Origin of the sequence: Flavobacterium aquidurense (assembly GCF_001404985.1) — a bacterium.
Taxonomy (GTDB): Bacteria; Bacteroidota; Bacteroidia; order Flavobacteriales; family Flavobacteriaceae; genus Flavobacterium; species Flavobacterium aquidurense_B.
This window is the reverse complement of sequence record NZ_JRLF01000004.1, coordinates 92,104-113,855: the sequence shown is the minus strand read 5'-3', so window position 1 is coordinate 113,855 and position 21,752 is coordinate 92,104. Positions and strand designations below refer to the sequence as shown.

17 protein-coding genes are annotated in these 21,752 nt (G+C 32.5%); 8 read left to right on the top strand and 9 right to left on the bottom strand.

The window, feature by feature from the left end; genetic code table 11:
* The first annotated feature begins 18 nt into the window (after nt 1–18).
* Nucleotides 19–894, top strand: a complete 876-nt coding sequence (locus RC62_RS01480) for a cation diffusion facilitator family transporter (RefSeq protein WP_055091896.1) — start codon at nt 19–21, stop codon at nt 892–894.
* A 183-nt stretch (nt 895–1,077) separates the two neighbouring features.
* Here the strand turns inward: RC62_RS01480 and RC62_RS01475 are convergent, their stop codons facing one another.
* The 3 genes from RC62_RS01475 to RC62_RS01465 form a co-directional block, all read right to left on the bottom strand.
* Nucleotides 1,078–3,567: a DUF5686 and carboxypeptidase regulatory-like domain-containing protein gene (locus RC62_RS01475; protein WP_055091894.1), complete on the bottom strand. Its 2,490-nt coding sequence runs from the start codon at nt 3,565–3,567 to the stop codon at nt 1,078–1,080.
* Nucleotides 3,568–3,639: 72 nt separating this feature from the next.
* Nucleotides 3,640–4,053 (bottom strand): type II 3-dehydroquinate dehydratase, encoded by a 414-nt coding sequence (gene aroQ / locus RC62_RS01470; RefSeq protein WP_055091892.1) that lies wholly within the window; start codon nt 4,051–4,053, stop codon nt 3,640–3,642.
* A 134-nt stretch (nt 4,054–4,187) separates the two neighbouring features.
* A complete protein-coding gene (locus RC62_RS01465; protein ID WP_055091890.1) occupies nt 4,188–4,748 on the bottom strand; it encodes a porin family protein in 561 nt (186 codons plus the stop codon).
* Nucleotides 4,749–5,309: 561 nt separating this feature from the next.
* Between RC62_RS01465 and RC62_RS01460 the strand changes: the two genes are divergently transcribed.
* The 4 genes from RC62_RS01460 (at nt 5,310) to RC62_RS01445 (ending at nt 9,290) form a co-directional block, all read left to right on the top strand.
* A complete protein-coding gene (locus RC62_RS01460) occupies nt 5,310–5,888 on the top strand; it encodes a porin family protein (protein ID WP_055091888.1) in 579 nt (192 codons plus the stop codon).
* Between the two features lie 183 nt (nt 5,889–6,071).
* Nucleotides 6,072–6,635, top strand: coding sequence for a porin family protein (locus RC62_RS01455; RefSeq protein ID WP_055091886.1), 564 nt, complete (start codon nt 6,072–6,074; stop codon nt 6,633–6,635).
* A 78-nt stretch (nt 6,636–6,713) separates the two neighbouring features.
* Nucleotides 6,714–7,610: a site-specific tyrosine recombinase XerD gene (xerD, locus tag RC62_RS01450; protein WP_055091884.1), complete on the top strand. Its 897-nt coding sequence runs from the start codon at nt 6,714–6,716 to the stop codon at nt 7,608–7,610.
* A 159-nt stretch (nt 7,611–7,769) separates the two neighbouring features.
* Nucleotides 7,770–9,290, top strand: coding sequence for a sensor histidine kinase (locus RC62_RS01445; RefSeq protein ID WP_055091882.1), 1,521 nt, complete (start codon nt 7,770–7,772; stop codon nt 9,288–9,290).
* Between the two features lie 79 nt (nt 9,291–9,369).
* Here the strand turns inward: RC62_RS01445 and rny are convergent, their stop codons facing one another.
* The 3 genes from rny to RC62_RS01430 all read right to left on the bottom strand — a co-directional run bounded on the left by rny (nt 9,370) and on the right by RC62_RS01430 (nt 11,731).
* Nucleotides 9,370–10,932, bottom strand: coding sequence for a ribonuclease Y (gene rny, locus RC62_RS01440; RefSeq protein ID WP_055091880.1), 1,563 nt, complete (start codon nt 10,930–10,932; stop codon nt 9,370–9,372).
* Nucleotides 10,933–11,140: 208 nt separating this feature from the next.
* Nucleotides 11,141–11,434, bottom strand: coding sequence for a cell division protein ZapA (locus tag RC62_RS01435; protein ID WP_012022231.1), 294 nt, complete (start codon nt 11,432–11,434; stop codon nt 11,141–11,143).
* A gap of 6 nt (nt 11,435–11,440) precedes the next feature.
* A complete protein-coding gene (locus RC62_RS01430; protein ID WP_055091878.1) occupies nt 11,441–11,731 on the bottom strand; it encodes a hypothetical protein in 291 nt (96 codons plus the stop codon).
* Between the two features lie 179 nt (nt 11,732–11,910).
* Between RC62_RS01430 and RC62_RS01425 the strand changes: the two genes are divergently transcribed.
* From RC62_RS01425 to RC62_RS01415, 3 genes are all read left to right on the top strand, one after another.
* Nucleotides 11,911–13,605, top strand: a complete 1,695-nt coding sequence (locus RC62_RS01425) for a M23 family metallopeptidase (RefSeq protein ID WP_055091941.1) — start codon at nt 11,911–11,913, stop codon at nt 13,603–13,605.
* Between the two features lie 11 nt (nt 13,606–13,616).
* Nucleotides 13,617–16,076, top strand: coding sequence for a TonB-dependent receptor plug domain-containing protein (locus RC62_RS01420; RefSeq protein ID WP_055091875.1), 2,460 nt, complete (start codon nt 13,617–13,619; stop codon nt 16,074–16,076).
* A gap of 138 nt (nt 16,077–16,214) precedes the next feature.
* Nucleotides 16,215–16,937 (top strand): hypothetical protein, encoded by a 723-nt coding sequence (locus RC62_RS01415; protein ID WP_055091872.1) that lies wholly within the window; start codon nt 16,215–16,217, stop codon nt 16,935–16,937.
* 185 nt (nt 16,938–17,122) lie between these two features.
* Here RC62_RS01415 and RC62_RS01410 read toward each other — a convergent pair whose 3' ends face one another.
* The 3 genes from RC62_RS01410 to RC62_RS01400 form a co-directional block, all read right to left on the bottom strand.
* Nucleotides 17,123–17,824, bottom strand: a complete 702-nt coding sequence (locus tag RC62_RS01410) for a DUF2971 domain-containing protein (RefSeq protein WP_055091870.1) — start codon at nt 17,822–17,824, stop codon at nt 17,123–17,125.
* A gap of 130 nt (nt 17,825–17,954) precedes the next feature.
* A complete protein-coding gene (locus RC62_RS01405; RefSeq protein ID WP_055091867.1) occupies nt 17,955–19,784 on the bottom strand; it encodes an ABC transporter ATP-binding protein in 1,830 nt (609 codons plus the stop codon).
* Nucleotides 19,785–19,975: 191 nt separating this feature from the next.
* Nucleotides 19,976–21,703 (bottom strand): phospho-sugar mutase, encoded by a 1,728-nt coding sequence (locus tag RC62_RS01400; protein WP_055091865.1) that lies wholly within the window; start codon nt 21,701–21,703, stop codon nt 19,976–19,978.
* Nucleotides 21,704–21,752: the final 49 nt, after the last annotated feature.

Below are 21,752 nucleotides of genomic sequence, written 5' to 3'. Positions count from 1 at the left end.
GGCAAAAAAATAGTCTAAATGACAGATGAACAAAAAGCTGTAAAAGCTACTATCTTTAGTATAGTTGGAAACACCTGCCTGGCCCTGGTAAAAGGTCTGGCAGGTTTTTTTGGCAATTCTTACGCCTTAATTGCAGATGCGATAGAATCAACAGCGGATATATTTTCGTCTTGTTTGGTTTTATTCGGGATCAAATATTCTAATAAACCGCCAGATGAAAATCATCCGTACGGTCATGGCCGTGCAGAACCTTTAATTACCTTTTTGGTTGTTGGTTTTTTAATTACTTCAGCAACAATTATTGGTTACGAAAGTATTGCAAATATTCAAACTCCGCACGGACTGCCAAAATCCTGGACATTATATGTTTTAGGAGCAATTATTGTCTGGAAAGAATACTCGTTTCGTTTGGTAATGAGACGAAGCAAAGAAACAAATAGTTCTTCTCTTGCAGCAGATGCCTGGCACCATAGAAGTGATGCTATTACCTCTATAGCCGCATTTATTGGGATCTCGATTGCACTAATCATGGGAAAAGGGTATGAATCAGCAGATGATTGGGCAGCACTTTTCGCTGCTTTTTTTATCTTATATAACAGCTATAAAATTTTCAGACCTGCACTTGGCGAAATAATGGATGAGAACCTAAATGATGATTTAGTCGAAGAAATTCGAATTAAATCTTTAAACGTAGAAGGTATTTTAGGGACTGAAAAATGTTTTATCCGTAAAGCCGGAATGAAATATCATGTTGACCTTCATGCTATTGTTTCAGCTAAAATTTCAGTAAAAGAAGGACATGATTTGTCACACAGATTACAAGATACTTTAAAAGAAAAAATACCTCAATTAGGGAATGTTTTAATTCATATTGAGCCAGATGATTATCATTGAGAAGAAAGGCTCAAAGTAGCAAAGTAGCAAAGGTTTTATATATGTTGCGAATCTTTAAAATTAAAATCCGTTTATTCTTAAAAGAGTAAACGGATTTTTTATTGATATTATGTCAGTTCAAGTGAAGTTAAGAACTTCTCATAGCATATACCTTTGTTGCTTTGAACCTTTGCTACTTTGTACCTAGTTTAAAACATTTAAAATCTTCATCCCCAACACAACGCCATTTTGTTGAATTCCGCCTTGATAAGAATGAACATAATCCAATCTGAATAATTTAAATTTACCAAACCCCAGATTATCTAGGCCTACAGTAAACTCGGTGTAAGGTTTTCTATCCGGAATAGCCAGCGAATGGAAACCAATATTTATAGTCGATTTTAAGAGATTCAATAATGGTATTTTATTCATAATAAATCCGGTATCGTTATGCTCTAAATGCATTTCAAAATAACTATCGTTTGTACTATTGGCATAATACGGCATTAAATTGAAAACATTCAGATAACGATCGCTTGTTCCAATATGTGTTTGATTGCCATTAAAATGCCTGTAATCAACAAAAGAAATATTCTCAGCATTAAAGAACTTTCCTGCTCTTAAATTCATCCCAAGAATTCCTTTATTGCCTAATGACAAATCATAAACTACAGAAGCTCCAATGCGTTCAAATTCATATTTTTTCTCGCTGGCAGCAAATGCTTTTTCAAAAGCTAAAAATACAGTTGGATATTTATCATCTTTAAAATTATATCTTCCGTCAGGTCTTGAAATGTATTTGTTACCAAAGTTAATTTGTGTGCTTAAAGCTGCTTTAAATAAATGATGAGGATCAAATGCGGGAGTTGTAAAATCATTTGGCGCCAAAGGATTATTAGACGAATACACATCATCTCTTTTAAAGAAAGAATAATCAGTAGTATTAAAAAGCGGTTTTCTTTGTTCATAAGCTACTTTTCCAATCAGTTTTACACCATTTAAGATGTCTTGTGAATAATTTACCTGCGCATATTCCAGATTATACAATTTCATATAATTATCTTTAAAAAATAAAGAACTTATAGAATTAATCAATTTGCTTATAGGTTCAAAGCTGTTAAACTGCGCAACCTTTGTTCCTCCTGAAACTCCAATGGTAGCATAATTTATGTTGTTGAATTTATGACTGAATTCACCAACAACCCGAAAACGTTCATCTGAAAAACCATAATTAAAAGTTGTACTTACAGAGGTGCTTTTTCCTTTTTCTTCATTCCATTTTTTAAAGGAGAAACCGGAATCTAAATTAAATCCCTGAACAGTATTAAAACTTAAAGAAGAGATGTTTAGTAAACCTTTATAATCAAAAGAATATTTTTTGAAAGTATTCTTATAATCATAACCCATTAAAATGTCCGAAATTTTGAACTTATTGTTTTTTGCATCTATCGAATCTGTATATTTTTGAGATTTTCTAATAGTTTGCAAACTGTCTTTTTTAGTATAATCCGTGCTTTCTTCAATGGTCAGGGGAATTGGACGAATTTGATTCCAGAAAGCATCATCTTTTTTATTTGCATTAATTTCAAAAGCAACAATTTCATTTCCAAAGGTTTTCTTTTCAAAATAGGCAGGAAATTCATAATTTGAATAGACATAGTTGAATTTTCCGGAGAATTTTACACCAAAGATTCCTGCCGTAAAGTCAAGTGTTTGGGCATTTTTTGTCCATATTTTATTTTGTGCATTATAACTAAAGCTTTGTTTGAGAGTCATTACTTCAGTAAATTCATTTTTCATTCTATACCCTTTTATGTCTAAATCAAGGGCATAAATTGCAAAACTGTCGTCGACAATATAAATATAACCTTCAAAAACAGGTTCTTTATCTCGTTTTGGCAACACTTTTATTTTATAAACCTGTTGATTGTTATCATCATAAAAAGTGCCTTCAAGTTTATATTTATAGTAACTAAAAGCGTTGTCAGCAATGGGGGAGATGAGTTTAACATCAAAATCCAGCGTGTTGTCATAAAAGTCATAAGTCGACAATGAAGCTGTATTGTAGCTGTAACCTTTATTGTTTCCGGAGATTTTAGAAGCAATAATTTTCTCTTTTAATTTATTGGGCTTTTGAAAAGTAATTTTCGAAATAGTTTCAGATAAATATAAAATTCCTGTTCCTGTAGAATCCAGATTTGAAGCCATATCATCGCCAAGATCTACTTTTTTGCCAAGGATTTTTTTGGGTAAATCTTTAACTTTAAACATTCCTTTCGAATAAAAATCTGCAGTATATCGGGCAGTTTTATCTGAGTTCTCTTTTTTTTCTGCAATTGCGCTTTTAATAATTGCATCTGCAGGATTATTTTTAGGATCAATAACAACTTCATTTAATGCAAAGCTTTCTTCAAGCATTTTTACATCAAGTGTAATTGTTTTTGAATTATTAGAAACTGTTATTTTTTGAGTTTTGAATCCTAAATACTGAAAAGTGATTTTATTTTTACCAATTTCTTTTACGTTAAGTTGGTATTTTCCCTGCTCGTTAGAAGTTGTTCCACTATATGTGTTTTCCTCAAATACCGAAACAAAAGGCAACGGATTACCTTTTTCATCCGTTATGGTTCCCTTTATTTGGGCAAAATTTGAAATCGAAAAAAATAAAAAGGCGAGTAAAGTATAGTTTTTCATGGAAGTAGTTTCTCTAACAAAAATAGAATAAGTTAAAAATGAGCTTATTAAAAAATTGTTAAAAAAAAAGACTTACAAGAACGATTGAAGCGCTAATTCATAGCTTTTTAATCCAAAACCTAATATAACACCTTTTGCATTTCCGGACAAATACGATTGATGCCTGAAACTTTCACGTGCATAAGTATTCGAAATATGAACCTCGATAACTGGAGTTGTAACCGCTTTTATAGCATCGCCTAAACCTATTGAAGTATGCGTATAAGCTCCGGCATTCAAAATAATTCCGTCATAAGTAAAACCGCATTCCTGAATTTTCCCAATCAATTCGCCTTCAATATTACTTTGGTAATAAGAAAGTTCAATATCCGGGAATTTTGTTTGCAACGTTTCAAAGTAATCTTCAAAAGTTTGGCTTCCGTAAACTTCGGGTTCTCTTTTTCCTAAAAGATTCAAATTGGGTCCGTTGATAATGCAAATTTTCATATGATAATTTTGATTTATTTAAATGTAATTGGTTTTATTTTATACCTCGCCAAAAGCATTTTAGAATGTGTGTAAAAATAAAAAAACCGTTCTAATTAATAGAACGGTTTTTGTAAAAGTATGTGATATATTTTTTAGAACATAAAACCAGCTGATAACTGGAATACAGAGTTTTTAACATCTGCATCTTTAGAAGCTTCTGTTAATCCTAAACCGTAACGTCCTTGAACAAATATACTTTCTGTAATTTTAAATCCTAAACCTGCGTTTAAACCAAATTCGAATGTTTCACCATTTTTAACGTCAAAATCATTTCTTTCGCTTAATAAAAATGAAGCTTGTGGTCCAAGTTCTAAACTAAATGATTTGCTTAAGTAAAATTTAGCCATTACCGGAATAGATAAATAACCTAATTCGTTTTTAAATTCCTCACCTGCACTTTTATAAGTTGCTCCTTGAGTAGAATATAAAAGTTCTGGCTGGATAGAAAACTTTTCTAATAATTTTACTTCTGCAACAAGACCTGCGTGGTAACTTGTAATACCTTCTTTATCAACAGAAATTCCGTCAAATGCAGCATCTCCTGTTTGATTAGCAAAGTTAACCCCTGCTTTTACCCCAATTTTTAATAATTGTGCTTGTATTGTAGCTGAAGTTGCGATGAACAGAACAGCTGCTAAAATTATCTTTTTCATAAAAAGTGTTTTTTAAAATTTGGTATTTTTTAAATGTTATTTACAGTCAAAACTACAGAATTAGGAATTTATTGTTTTATATTTTGGTTTAAATAATTACTAAATTTCTCATGTTTTTTTGTTTTAGTTGTGTAATATGCTCTATTTAAGTGGGTTGTTGCAGTTTTAAAACACTCATAAATATTTTTAATTAATCAGATTTTTATTTCAAATTAATTTAAAAATTATTTTGTTTTAATAAGGATATTTTGATGTTTGATTATTTTTTATCTTGAATTATTGGTTAGAAAAGTTAAAATTTACATTTGTAATGATGTCGTATTTTGCCTCGGAAAATTGGTTTTAATTACAAATTGCAATTCTATAAAATTTTCTAACATTAAAGTCTTTCTTACTAATGAGAAGGTTTTCTATTTGTTTGATATATAACAAATTAAAATTTATTAGTTCGTTTTTAATAGGATTATGTTTCTAATTACCACTTTTTTTGTTAAAATACAAATTATTTTTTATGAAGAATATATTTATATTTGATCATTAAATTTAACCAAAACAAATAAAATGAAAAAGATTATTTTATCTGCGATCGCAGTTATGGCATTTGCATATACAAATGCACAATCAACAAGATTTGGAGTAAAAGGAGGTCTTAACCTTTCAACTGTAGTTGGAGGAGATGTCGAAGACACTAAATCTTTGGTAGGTTTTCACGTTGGGGGTTTTGCAGAAATCAAAGTGGTTGAAAAATTCTTTATCCAGCCGGAACTTTTATACTCTGCTCAGGGAACTAAATTTGATGGTCCTTTTGGAGAAGATTTCGATACTAAATTGAATTATTTGAACATTCCAGTTCTTGCAAAATATTATATCGTTGAAAAATTTAGTGTTGAAGCAGGTCCACAATTAGGTATCTTATTATCAGCTAAAGCAGATGGTGAAGATATTAAAGATTATACAAGATCAGTAGATTTTGGTTTTAACATAGGTGCAGGATATAATTTTACTGATAATCTCTCAATTGGCCTTCGTTATACTATTGGTTTATCTCCTATTTCTGATAAAGATATTGATAATGAAGATGATTATTACGATAGTGCTAAAAATAGCAACCTTGCATTGTCTTTGGCATATAAGTTCTAAAAATATATTAGTGTATAAAAATGAGCCTTCCAGATATGGGAGGCTTTTTTTTATATTTAGTTAACAATAAATTTATTTTAACATAATTAAATTCAATTATAATTTTTTTGTTAAAAAACAAGTCCTTTTTTTCTTTCTATAGTTTTATATTTGGTCCATTAATTTTAACCATAAAAAAATAAAATGAAGAAGATTATTTTATGTGCCATTGCAATAATGGCATTCGGGTTTACAAATGCTCAAAAAACTAGATTTGGAGTAAAAGGCGGTCTTAATATTGCTACTATAGGCGGTGTTGATGAGGCGAATGCATTAGTAGGTTTTCAATTAGGTGGTTTTGCTGAAATCAATATTTGGAAAAAATTATACATTCAGCCAGAACTTTTATTTTCTGCTCAAGGAGCAAAATTTGATGGATATGGTGGTGAGCGTGACTATACCGTAAATTTAAACTATATCAATGTTCCTGTAGTCGCTAAATATTATATTACAAAAGAATTTAGTGTTGAAGCCGGACCACAACTTGGGTTTTTAGTTTCGAGTAAAAACATTGATGATGAAAAATCTGTTGATGTAGCTTTTAATTTAGGAGCAGGATATAATTTTACAGATAATTTTTCTGTAGGTGCTCGTTATACTATTGGTTTATCTAATGTTTATGATTACAACGATCGTTATGATGGATATTATTATGACAATAGATATACAAACAACGTTTTGGCATTAACTGCGGCGTATAAATTCTAATCTATAATTTTAGATATTTAAAAACCTTCCCTAATCCGGAAGGTTTTTTTATGCCTAAAAATGTTTTACTTTGTAAGTATGAATTGGGACAGATATATAAAAGATTATCAATCGTATTTGCGGATCGAAAGGGGAATGTCTAAAAACACAATCGAAAATTATAGTTTTGATATTGAGCGATTGTGTCTTTTTTTAGAAACAAATCAAATTGAAGTTTCGCCTTTGAAGATTACAGATGAAACTGTGCAGGATTTTATTTATGCTGTAGCGAAAGAGGTAAATCCACGTTCACAGGCAAGAATCATATCAGGATTAAAAAGTTTTTTTAATTACCTGATTTTTGAGGATTATAGAAATGACAGCCCTCTTGAATTAATCGAAACCCCTAAAACCGGACGAAAATTACCGGATACTTTATCTCTCCAGGAAATTGATGCCCTGATTGCGGCTATTGATCTAAGCTCAAATGAAGGCGAAAGAAATCGTGCTATGATAGAAACTTTATATGGTTGCGGACTTCGGGTTTCAGAGTTGGTTACGCTCAAAATATCCGATTTGTTTTTTGATGAAGGTTTTATAAAAATTACCGGAAAAGGAAATAAGGAACGTTTTGTTCCAATTGGTAAATTGACTCAAAAATACATTCAGATCTATCAAAAAGAAGTTAGGGTGCATCTGAATATTAAAAAAGGGCATGAAGATACTTTGTTTTTAAACCGAAGGGGAAATCAGCTTACCCGGGCAATGATTTTTACGATTATAAAAGATTTGGCTGTAAAAATAAATTTGCATAAAAACATCAGTCCGCATACGTTGCGCCATTCTTTTGCAACACATTTACTTGAAAATGGTGCCGATTTAAGATCGATTCAATTAATGTTGGGACATGAATCCATAACCACTACTGAAATTTATGTACATTTAGACAGAAGTTTCTTAAAAGAAGTCATGCATTCGTATCATCCGCGAAAATAATTTTTTAACTAATCGCCTCATTTTAAGCGAAAATTTAATATATTGTGTGATATTTTGTATTAATCAGGAAATAAAAAAAACATGAAGTAAAGCTTTTTTATTCTTTTTTGTTGAGATATTATTTTTTGAATAATTGAATCTACATAAAATAAGTAATGTATGGTTTTTGATTTGTATGGAAATGAAGATTGCTTAGAGGTAAATAATTTTTATAAAAAGTTGTTTGCAGAAATGCCTGATTTACTTTTTCAGTTTGTAATCGATTGCGATAATAATTATACTTTTCCCCTTGTCAGTAAATCAGCTGATGAAATTTTTGAGCTTAGTGCTGAAATGTTTTCTAATGATCCCAAAATCATTATTTATGAGAGGATTTATGCTCAGGACCGCGATTTGTTTTTTGAATCTCTAGTAAAAGCGCGAAAAGAAGTAAAACCATGGCATGTCGAATTTAGAGCTGTTTTGCCTAAAAAAGGATTACGCTGGTTTAAAGTTTCTTCGAAAACCGAATTATCTGCAGATGGTTGTGTTAGTTTTTACGGACATGTATCTGATATTACAGAACTAAAAGACAAAGAAGAAAAACTTCGTATATCCGAAGAACGATTTCAGTTTGCCCTTGATGCATCTACAGCCGGAATTTGGGATTGGGATATGGTAACCAATAGGGTTTTTTACTCCTCATTATCATTAAAAATTTTAGAATTAGATTCAAGTGATGTAGTCGATGATCCCGAACGTTGGGATAAAATTGTTCATCCTGAAGACCTGCCCAAATACTATTCTGACATTCAGGAACATTTTGAAAATAAGATTCCGTATTATGAAAATTATCATCGTGTAATGACTTCAAGCGGCAATTACAAGTGGATTCTCGATCGCGGAAAAGTTATCAAAAGAGATGAAAATGGTAAGCCATTACGAGTAATTGGCATGCATACAGATGTTTCTTTGCAGAAGGAAAAAGAGTTGGAACTTCTAAAAACAATGAAGTTATACAGTGATCAAAATAGCCGACTGGTTAATTTTTCGCATATCGTTTCACACAATCTAAATACTCAGGCTGGCAATATTAAGTCGATTCTGGATTTTATTGATGCTGATGTTGATAAACAAACTGTTGATGAGATGTTAGAACATCTAAGAACTGTTTCTAATGATTTGAACGATACAATTACAAATCTAACTCAGATTGTAAAGACACAAAGTAATATAAATATTGCTGTTGTCCCTTTAAAATTATGTGATTACATCGAAAAGACGATCTCTACTATTAAAGGATTTGATAAACAAAAGAATGTTAAGATTATTAATAACGTTCCTAAATATCTCACCGTTAATTTTAATCCGGCATATATGGAAAGTGTTTTGCTGAACTTTGCAACAAATGCCATAAAATATGCACATCCGGATCGCGACCCAATTATTGTATTTGATTTTGGAATTGAACCTGAAGGTTTTAAATCATTAAAAATTACAGATAATGGTTTGGGTATTGATCTTAATATTTATGGTGATTTATTGTTTGGGATGTATAAAACATTTCATAAGCATCATGAAGCCCGCGGAATAGGATTGTATATTACACGTAATCAAATTGAAGCTATGAAAGGAAGTATTTCTGTAGAAAGTGAAGTTGGAGTAGGGACAAGCTTTAAAATTGTTTTTAATGATATTTAAACAATATTTTCAGGTTAATATAAACAACAAAGGCTATCCGTTAAGATAGCCTTTGTTATTTTTTATAATGTTTGGGAGATTACTTGGCAATATTAACTGCTCTCGTTTCTCTAATTACTGTAACTTTTACCTGACCTGGATAAGTCATTTCAGTTTGAATTTTTTGTGAAATCTCGAAAGATAAGTTTGCTGCATTATCATCAGAAACTTTTTCGCTTTCTACAATTACACGAAGTTCTCTACCTGCCTGGATTGCATATGCATTTTTTACACCGCTAAATCCGTAAGCTACTTCTTCAAGATCTTTCAAACGTTGAATGTATGAGTCTAAAACCTGACGTCTTGCACCTGGTCTTGCACCTGAAATAGCATCACATACCTGAACAATAGGAGAAAGTAATGATTTCATTTCGATCTCATCGTGGTGAGCTCCAATAGCGTTGCAAACTTCTTCTTTTTCGCCATATTTCTCTGCCCATTGCATTCCTAATAATGCGTGAGGTAAATCGCTTTCAGTATCCGGAACTTTTCCAATATCATGAAGTAAACCGGCTCTTTTAGCAAGTTTTACATTCAGGCCTAATTCAGCAGCCATGATACCACAAAGTTTAGAAACTTCTCTTGAGTGTTGCAATAAGTTTTGTCCATAAGAAGAACGGTATTTCATTCTACCTACAACTTTTATCAATTCAGGGTGTAAACCGTGAATTCCTAAGTCAATAACCGTACGTTTACCAACTTCGATAATTTCGTCATCAATTTGTTTGGCTGTTTTAGCAACAACTTCTTCAATTCGCGCCGGGTGAATACGTCCGTCAGTTACCAATTTGTGCAATGACAAACGGGCAATTTCTCTACGAACCGGGTCAAAACAAGAAAGGATAATAGCTTCTGGTGTATCATCAACAATGATTTCTACTCCGGTTGCAGCTTCAAGAGCTCTGATGTTACGACCTTCACGACCAATAATTCTACCTTTTACATCGTCAGACTCAATGTTAAAAACCGAAACGCAATTTTCAACTGCTTCTTCAGTTCCAACTCTTTGAATTGTATTAATGATAATTTTTTTAGCCTCTTGCTGAGCAGTAAGTTTAGCTTCTTCAATAGTATCCTGAATATGCGACATTGCTTTGCTTTTAGCTTCGGCTTTTAATCCTTCAACTAATTGCTCTTTCGCTTCTTCTGCAGAAAGTCCTGAAATTACTTCAAGTTGCTGCAATTGACTTTTATGTAATTTGTCAACTTCAGCTTGTTTTTTATCTAAAACTTCAATTTTGTTATTGTATTCATTTGTTTTAGCTTCAAAATCATCATTCACTTTTTTGGCTTTTGACAATTCATTTGAAATTTGAGATTCTTTATCACGAACTCTTTTTTCTACTTCTGCTACTTTTTTGTCTCTGGCAAGAATAACTTGTTCGTGCTCTGATTTTAATTCAATGAATTTTTCTTTTGCCTGAAGGATTTTATCTTTTTTAATGTTTTCAGCTTCTAAATTGGCGTCTTTTAAAATGGAAGAAGCTTCTTTTTTTGCATTTTTGATTAAGTTAGAAATATTGCTTTTTTCGATAATTTTAGCGATTGCAAAACCTGCTGCAATCCCTATAATACCTGAAATAATGATCGTTATGATGTCCATGTTTGTTAAAATTTATATATAAAAAAAGCCTACATTAATTGCTTGAATAAACTCGTAAAGACAAGTTTTGAGCTAACTCACTGTTCAAGTTTCCCCAATAAATCGGGGCATACTATAGTAGCGAAGATTCACTCACTTTAATTTGTTAGTGTTGAGTTTACCAATTGTGAACTAATGTAGGCAGTATCTTAGTTTCTGTAAAGAACGTTTAATTTTCGAGATATTGATCTAATAGCGAATTTAATCTTTTAATTCTTTCGATGGTTTCTTCGCCATCGATTGCGTTATCAATTTGTTTTTGTTCTACTTGTGATGCAAATTGCAAGGCACACATAGCCAGAACATCTTGTTTATCGCGAACCGCGTAACTTTCTTCGAATTGCTTGATCATAGCATCAATTTTTTTAGAAGCACTTCTAAGTCCTTCTTCCTGAGCTGGTTCAACCGTTAGTGGGTAAACTCTGTCTGCGATTGATATTTTAATTCTAAGCTTTCCGTCCATGTCTTTCTAGTCTGATAGTTGTGCTATACAGTAGTCAATTTCGCGAATTAATGAATTTATTTTAAGCTTTGTCTCTCTCTTGTTATTGTCGCTGCCAAGCAACGAATTGGCTATCTTAAGTGTGTCATATTGCTTCTTCAAAGCTTCCATTTCTTCAGATTGTTTCTGGATGATTTGCGCAGCTTTGGCTAATTCTAATCTTAAAACCTGATTGTTTTTCTCCAAACCTTTTGACTTCTCAAAAAGCTTTTCGACTTTATATTCAAGAGTATCAATTATTTCTGCAATTACACTCATTGTAAATCCTATTCATTACTTAATCATACAAAGTTAGTATTCCTTTTTATTAATGCAATTTTTTATCGATTTTTTTACATTAAAAATAACCAAATAAATGAAATTCAATCAATTGTATTTTTGTAGCTTTTTCCTCGTTTTTGGCTTTAGATTTTTTTATCTTAGCAAAAATGTTGTTTATGAAACTCTCACTACTCACCCTGTTTTTTTGCCCTTTTATTTTTGCACAGACCCAATATCCCAAAGAAGATTTTCGTGCTCCGCTTGATATTCCGATGCAGCTTTCCGGTAATTTTGGGGAATTAAGGCCAAATCATTTTCATGCAGGTTTCGATTTAAAAACGAATCAAAGAGAAGGATTAAGCGTACATGCAATTGCTGATGGATATGTTTCCAGAATAAAAATTTCAACTTTCGGGAACGGTAAATGTATTTATATTACGCATGCAAACGGATATACTTCTGTTTATGGTCATTTACAGACTACCGTGGGTGAAATTCAGGATTATGTAACCAAAACTCATTATAAAGAGCAGTCGTATGAAATAGAAATGTTTCCTAAACCTTTTGAACTTCCGGTTACGAAAGGACAAATAATTGCACTTTCAGGAAATACAGGTTCATCAGAAGGGCCTCATTTGCATTTTGAAATTCGCGATACTAAAACCGAATTTGTAATAAATCCAATATTCTTCGGATTTGATAAAGAAATAAAAGATACTAAAAAACCTACCGTTTCAAGTGTTTATGTTTATCCGTTAGACAATGCTACGGTAAATCAGTCTAAATTGCCTTTGTTGTTAAATCTTACGCTTCAAAAAGACGGAACATATTTGGCTGGGAAAGTAAAGGCGAATGGAAAAATTGGTTTTGGAATTTCGGCGGTAGATTTTGATGATGTTTCATTTAATAAAAATGGTGTTTTTAATGTTTCAGCCTTTTTTAACGGAAATCAGAATTACAATTACCAATTCAATACTTATTCATTTGATGAAATGAGGTATATAAATGCATTCATTGATTATGCAAAATATAAAAAATCAGGGCAGCGTGTTCAGAAACTTTTTATGAAAACGCCTTTTGCTTTAAGTATTATTAAAACAGATTCTCTTCGCGGAATTATTCCGGTCGAGCCGAATCTTGCTTCTACGTACCGAATTGAAGTTTCGGATTATTTTGGTAATTTGAGTTCCATTACCGTTCCAATTGAATATGATAGTGCAACTCCAATTGTCAATGCAGAACCTGTAGCGTCAAAATATTTTATAAAAACAAATAAAGACGCCAATTTCGAAAAAGATAATATGTCTGTATTTTTTCCTGCCGGAACCTTTTACGAGGATTTTAATTTAAATTTTGATGTAAAGAATAATCGTATTTATATTCATGACGATACCGTTCCTGTTCATTCTAATTTTACCATTACAATAAAAGACAGCCTTTATCCGGAATCATTAAGGGATAAACTTTTTATAGGCAGGCTTACTGGTAATAATGCCAGTTATAATGGTACGATAAGAAAGGGAGATGTTTTTACTGCAAAATCTAAAATATTGGGCCAATTTGGATTAGTTTTGGATACCATTGCACCAACTATTAAAATTGCTAAACCTATCGAAGGTAAATGGATAAGTGATCAAAAGAAAATTGCATTTACGATCAATGACAGTTCATCAGGGATTAAATCCTACAATGGATACTTAAACGGAAAATGGATTTTGTTTGAATATGAAAATAAAACCAGGAAAATCACCCATACTTTTGATGATTCAATTGTTGCCGAAGGAGCAAATGATTTAAAAATTGAAGTTGTTGATAATGTAGGTAATTCTGCTATCTTTGAAACTCATTTTTTTAGAAGCCAACAAAAATAAAACCAAAACAGTTGAACCAAAATAAGCTACTATTCGTTTTTCTTTTTTTATGCATTACTTGTGTTTCATTTGCTCAAAATGCTCATATTAAAGGTGTTATTTTAGATGATCTCAATCGTCCCGTTGCTGATGTTAATATTACTTCTTTAGGTAATAGTACCCGATCAGATGCTAGTGGTTTTTATGAAATCGATGTCCCTTCGAAGAAAAAAACGTCGCTGATTTTTACTCATGTTTCATTAAAAATGATGAGTCTTACGATAAGTCTGAAGCCTGATGAAGTCTTTGTTTTTAATCCTGTAATGAATAATTCTGAGGAGCAAATGGGAGAGGTTTTCGTTTCTTCCGGAAATAAAAAACGCATTCAGGGAATTACAACTGTTGATGCCGCTACCATTAAAAAAATTCCCGGAGCCAATGCCGGAATTGAAAATATTCTAAAAACATTACCGGGCGTAAACTCAAATAATGAGCTTAGTACACAATATGCCGTTCGTGGCGGTAATTATGATGAAAATCTCGTTTATGTAAATGAAGTCGAAATATATCGTCCTTTTTTAATTCGTTCCGGACAACAGGAAGGATTAAGTTTTACCAATACCGATCTGGTTCAGAATGTCGATTTTTCGGCGGGAGGATTTCAGGCTAAATTTGGAGATAAATTATCATCAGTATTAGATATTACCTATAGAAAGCCAACCCATTTTGGAGCTTCTTTAGAGGCTAGTTTATTAGGTGGAAGTATTTCTGTAGATGCCGTTTCTAAAAATAAAAAATGGTCAGCCGTTACCGGTGTTCGTTATCGAAATAATAGTTTGCTGGTAAACAGTCAGGATACACAAACGAATTATACGCCTACTTTTGCTGATATTCAGACCAATATTAATTATGATATTTCAGATAAATGGCAAGTAAGCTTTTTAGGGAATATTTCACAGAATAAATACCTATATCAGCCTTTAACGCGCGAAACAAAATTTGGGACTATCGATCAGCCCATGTCGCTTGCCGTTTATTATGAAGGAAAAGAGCGTGATCAGTATGATACTTATTTTGGTGCATTTAAAACCACTTATAAAGCTTCGTCAAGTTTGACTTTAAAATTTATTGGATCGCTTTTTCATACAATGGAAGAAGAGCATTTTGATATTTTGGCACAGTATCGTTTGGGAAATGTAGGCGAGGATCAAACAACAGAAGTTGATTTTACAAGAGGAATTGGTTCACAGCTTAATCATGCCAGAAATGATCTGGATGCTTTAATAGCAAATGCAGAAATTAAGGGCTTTAAAGAATGGAAAAATGACAGCCAATTAGAATTTGGTCTTAAGTATACCAGAGAATCTATCCGTGACAGAATTGTAGAGTGGGAGATGATCGATTCAGCAGGATTTTCTATAAATCCTCCAATTGTTGTTTTACCAACAAACAATCAGCCTTATCAACCTTATACAGGTCCTTTGCTGCCATATCAGGATGTTAGGGCGACAAATTACAATACGATCAACAGATTTTCAGGGTATGCACAATACAATAAGAAATCAGAATTAGGATCTAGTCAGATTTGGTATAATGCAGGCGTACGTTTCCAGAGTTGGGATGTTTCCGGTGCTGCAGTTGAAGGAAAAAATCAAATTGTTTTTAGTCCGCGTGGTCAGTTTGCCATAAAGCCGGATTGGAATATGGATATGGTTTTCAGGCTTTCAGGCGGATTATACCATCAGCCGCCTTTTTATAGAGAACTCCGTGATCTGGATGGTGTTGTGAACCCAAACGTAAAAGCACAAGAATCTGTTCATATTGTTTTGAGTAATGATTATAATTTCAGAATGTGGAATCGACCATTTAAATGGGTAACGGAACTTTATTATAAATCACTTTCAGATGTAAATGTATATTCGATTGATAATGTCAGAATTCGATATGTAGCCAATAATAATGCAACAGCTTATGCGCAAGGTTTAGATTTCAGGTTAAACGGAGAGTTTGTACCCGGAACAGAATCCTGGATTAGTTTTGGATATTTAAAAACCGAAGAAAACTATGAAAACAAAGGTTATATCGCCAGACCAACTGATCAGCGTTTAAAATTTGCCATGTTGTTTCAGGATTATATGCCTAATATTCCAAGTGTAAAATTGTATCTTAATTTAGTCTATAATACAGGTTTGCCTGGTGGAGCACCAGCATATTCTGATCCTTATTTGTATCAAAGCCGTCTAAATGATTATCGTAGGGCAGATGTTGGTTTTGCTAAAGTTTTTGTTGATAGCAGTACGAAAGCGCCAAAAGCAAAATGGTTGAAAAATTTTAAAGAATTATCCGTTGGATTAGAGATTTTTAACCTTTTCAACAATCAAAATGCGATAACTAATACATGGGTTCGCGATGTATATTCTAAAAATCAATACGCGATTCCCAATTATATGACTTCAAGGGTTTTTAATGTAAAGCTGAATGCAAGGCTGTAATATTGGTTTAACTCTTTTGCAATAAGAGGAGAACTATGTGCGTTGAGAGTAAGTACATCTTTATGCCAGTAAAATTCAATAAAACGAGATAATACAATCAAAAATACTATATTTGATATCCTAATATAATTAGCATACATGAAAAAATCCTTAACATATATAGCCTTGGCAATCATCGGAACTTTAGTAAGTTGTAAAGATGAAGCTCAGAAACCGAAAGTAATTTATGATGCTACAAATAAATCTAATGTGGTGTCAAAGACTGATTCTACGCAGATTGAAATTGCAGATTTGCCAATTCAGATGGAAGGAACAAGTTATTTAATTCATCCTGTAGGAGATTTACGCGTTTTCGAAAAAGGAACAAAATCTCGTTATGGATCTTCAAGTGTAAATGATGTTAGTTTTACAATTTCGAATTTAGGAGAATACGAAATAACAGGTTATTTACAAAATCTTAAATTTCAAAAAGTAGATTCAGATTCAATTCGTCCTTTGACAGATAAACCAGCTTTAATTTTGACTGCTACTTATTTAAAGTCAGTTGCAGACAGAACTCAGAACCAAGTTATGGTGTATACACTGGCGGATTCTGATACTAATAAAGATGGTAAAATTGATTCAGGTGATATCAAAACGCTATATCTAAGCAGTATTAGCGGAGAAAATTTCACGAAAATCTCTGAAGATTTTCAGGAGTTAGTAGACTGGAGTTTGGTAGAATCTAAAAGCCGTCTATACTTTAGAACAATAGAAGATACCAACCAAAACGGACAATTTGATAAAAACGACGTTTTACATTATAACTACATTGATTTGGGCGCAAAAAAATGGGAAGTTAAAAGTTATAAACCTATTTGAAGGTTCTAAGTTACTAAGATTCTAAGTTGCTAAGATTTGGAATCAAAAAGAAAAAGCTGTTTAAAAATTAAATCAATTAATTTTTAAACAGCTTTTTCTTTTAAGACGATGGTTAAAATCCTTTTAATCTATATAATCTGTGGCAAAAAAACTCAGCACCTTAGAATCTTAGTAGCTTAGCGCCTTTATATCAATATATCGCTTTCCAGATCAGATTTTTCAATCTCAAAATCAAAGCCCAAACGTTCTACCAACTCGATAACCAGTTTTTTATACCAGTTTTCAGATTTTGGATGAATGTATATTTTCTCGATTAATTGTTTAAGATCAACATTGATTTTTAAACCGTCATTCAGTTTTATAATACTTTTTGAAGTATCGGTAATAATACGGACTTCGCGTTCGTACTGAAAACTTTTTCGTTTAAACAAAAACGGAAAAAATAAATCATCAAACGGAATATATTCTTTTTTGTAGTCGATGTAATTGACTTCGCCAATATACTGATCAAAATTATTCTCGGGATTTACTGCTTTTTGTAATCTGCCAATAGTCGACTGAATTGCCAATCCTTCGCTGTTTTGCGTAAAAATCTGCCACATGGCAAACGATTCATATTCGTTGATATGCCAGCTGCTTATGGCAACTTGTTCGCGATGCGTTTTGTAATAATTTAAAAAGTCAGGATTGTCTATTGCCAGTTTTTTAATCTCTTCAAAAGTAGGCTCGCTAAAAGTCCCTTCGTACTGATCTTCAAATTTATCAGATCGGGACATGAATAATTTTTTAGACATTAATAAATCGAGAAATTTAGATAAGTCTAAGTATTTCCAAACAACAGTATCCGGATCATCGGGAAGCTTTATATTCTGACTATTGAGATACATATTTTATATTTTAGGATTTATGCTAAAAAAAATAGCCACAGATTATAAAGATTAAAATGATTTTATTTCGTTAAAAAAAAGAATCTGAGTTAATCTGTGTAATCTGTGGCTAAAAGTATATTTCTTTTATTTACGATTCAAATGATTGCATGGTAACCAATTTATTATAGGTTCCGTTTTGAGCAATTAAGTCATCATGTGTACCTTGCTCAACAATTTTTCCTTTTTGCATTACAACTATTTTGTCAGCTTTCTGAATGGTCGAAAGTCGGTGCGCAATAACGATCGAAGTTCTGTTTTGCATCATGTTTTCTAAAGCGACCTGAACAAATTTTTCGCTTTCAGTATCCAATGCAGATGTTGCTTCGTCCAGAATCATAATAGGAGGGTTTTTTAATACCGCGCGGGCAATCGACAAACGTTGTTTTTGACCACCTGAAAGCTTGTTTCCGCTGTCACCAATGTTGGTATAGATTCCTAAAGGCAATTCTTTTACAAATTCAAAAGCATTTGCAATTTTTAGCGCTTCGATAATTTCATCATCAGTAGCATCTAATTTTCCTAACGCTATATTGGCTTTTATAGTGTCATTAAATAAAATACTGTCTTGTGTTACCAATCCCATCAGGCCACGAAGTGATTGTAAATTCATGTCTTTAATGTTAACGCCGTCAATAGAAATTGTTCCATCATTTACATCATAGAAACGAGTCAGTAAGTTTGCAATAGTACTTTTCCCGCTTCCGGATTGTCCAACAAGTGCAACAGTTTGTCCTTTTTTGATTTGAAGAGAAAAGTCTTTTAAAACCGTTTCGTCTTCATATTTAAAGTTGATATTTTGAATATCTATATTGTTATCAAAAGTTGTTTTTTCGATTGCATCAGTTTTTGATGTAATGGTGTTTTCCTGTTCCAGAATTTCAAGAACACGTTCAGCGGCAGCATTTCCTCTTTTTACTCCGTAAGAAGCTTTAGAGATTGCTTTTGCAGGAGTAAGGATATTATACGCTAATCCCATGTAGGCAATAAATGAAGGGCCGTCAAGCGTTTTTTCAATCAAAACCATTTGACCTCCGTACCAAAGTAAAATAGCGATCACGGTGATTCCCATAAATTCGCTGGCAGGAGATGCTAAGTTTTGACGATTCCCGATGCTATTTGATAATTTGAAAAAACGTTCTGTGGAATTTTGAAAAATAGAGTTGAAATAATTTTCAGAATTGTATCCCTTTACAACTTTCAAACCGCCAATTGTTTCTTCAATAGTAGATAAAAAACTACCTTGTTCCTGTTGTGCTTTACTGGATTGTTTTTTTAATTGTTTTCCAATTAATGAGATAATATATCCGGAAACAGGAATAAAGATAAATACAAACAAAGTAAGTTTAGCGCTAATAATTAGCATGGCGCCTATTGTAAAAATAATAGTTAAAGGCTCTTTTACGATAAGTTCCAAAATTGCCAGAAAAGAAGTCTGAACCTCATTTACGTCAGCAGAAATTCTTGAAATTACATCTCCTTTTCTTTTTTCAGAATAGAAAGCCAAAGGTAATTCCAGTGTTTTTTTATACAGTGCATTACGCATATCTCTTAAAACACCATTACGCAAAAAATTGATGAAGAACATCGCTAAATAGTCAGCTAAGTTTTTTAATAAAAATATCGAGATGATCAGCGCCACCATTATCGAAAGTACGTAACCGGGATTACTTGGGTCTGTATGTGTTGTAATGTAATAGCTTAGATAGTTTTCTCCATATTCTTTTATATGGGTAAATCCTTCATAAGTTGGCATTACATAATTTTTCTTTGTTTTATCGAATAAGACCTGAAGCATAGGGATCAATGCCATAAAAGATAGTGTGCTAAAAAGTGCATACAAAACATTGAAAAAGATGTTTAAGAATGCATATTTTTTATACGGATATATAAAAGGAACTATTTTTTTGAAATTACTCATTTATTTGTAGATATTATTTTCTGCTATAGCAATGGCATTTTCGAGTTTTCTAGTAATAATTTTTTCAGATTACTGAATTATTGTGAATCTAAAACTCCTGCTTAATAATGGTTTCGTTTTAATCTTAACCTAATTGTGCACACAGTGTGTGCACAATTGTAGAGGTCAATATTTTTTATCACTCATTATTTTTATTTCAATTGCATTCCTGCAATAATGTTTTGTATTTTTTCGTCTAAGAAACTTTCTGCAGCATCAAAATTTTCAACTGAATCTAATTCTGCATTAACACTAATGTAGAATTTAATTTTAGGCTCAGTTCCGCTTGGTCTTGCACAAATTTTAGAACCATCTTCAGTATAATAAATCAATACATTCGATTTCGGAATATCCATTGTAGTTTCTTCACCATTCAGTAAGTTTAGAGCAATAGATGATTGATAATCTTCAACCATAATTACGCGTTGTCCGCTGATTTCTTTCAAAGGATTTTCACGTAAATCAATCATCATCTGATTAATTTCCTGTAAACCTTCCATTCCTTTTTTGGTCAACGAAACTAAATATTCTTTATAGAAACCATTCTCAACATAAAGTTGTATAAGTTCTTTATAAACGCTGCTTCCTGCTGCTTTTGCCTGAGCTGCAACTTCGCAGATTAATAAAGTAGCTGCAACAGCATCTTTATCTCTAACGGCGTCGCCAACCATAAAACCAAAGCTTTCTTCACCACCTCCAATAAATTCGAGTTCCGGGAAATCTTTGATCATTTTGGCAATCCATTTAAACCCGGTCAAACCAACTTTACATTCTACGCCATAACTTGTGGCTAATTCCATCATCATTGGAGTTGAAACAATTGTAGAACCTACGAATTGTTTTCCGTTGATTTTACCTGCTTTTTTCCATTGTTTCAATAAAAAGGAAGTCATCAAAATCATGGTTTGATTTCCGTTAAGCAAAATCATTTTGCCATCATTATTTCTAACGGCAACACCAAGACGGTCACAATCAGGGTCAGTTCCAACAACGATATCAGAATTTGTTTTATCTGCTAAAGCCAATGCCATTGTTAAAGCCTCTGGCTCTTCAGGATTTGGAGATTTTACTGTTGGGAAATCTCCGTCCGGAATAGCTTGTTCCGGAACAATATGAACGTTTTTGTAACCTGCTTGTGATAATGTATCAGGAATAGATTTTATAGAAGTTCCGTGAAGCGAAGTAAAAACAATATGTAAATTATCTTTGGCTTCAGCCGGAGTGTTAAAACTTGCGTTTTCAATAGATGATTTCACAAAAGCCTTATCAATTTCAGTATCGATATATTCAATCAGGCTTTCGTTTGCATTAAATTTAATTTTATCGTAATCCAGATTTTCGATCACGTTGATAATTGCAGCATCTTGAGGAGGAACAATTTGTCCGCCATCTTCCCAATATACTTTGTAGCCATTATATTCCGGCGGATTGTGTGACGCTGTAAGTACGATTCCGCATTGACAGCCTAAATGTTTAAGGGCAAAAGACAATTCAGGAGTTGGACGTAAATCGGAGAACAAATAAACATGAATTCCGTTTGCAGAGAAAACATCTGCAACAACCTTTGCTAAAGTGTTGCTGTTATGACGACAATCATAAGCAATAACAACCTTTAAGGGTTGATTAGGGAAAACTTCATGCAAATAATCAGACAATCCCTGTGTGTTTTTTCCAAGCGTATATTTATTGATTCTATTGTTTCCAACGCCCATAACACCGCGCATTCCGCCAGTTCCAAATTCCAGGTTTTTATAAAAACTTTCCTCAAGTTCCTTTGGCGACGTAGTCATTAATTCCTTAACCGCAGCTTGTGTATCGTTGTCAAATGTTGGGGTCAGCCATTCGTTTACAGCATTCAAAATATTAGGTGCTATATTCATCATTCGTATATTTTTTATATTTAAATAGTAATAATTTTCAGAAGCTAAT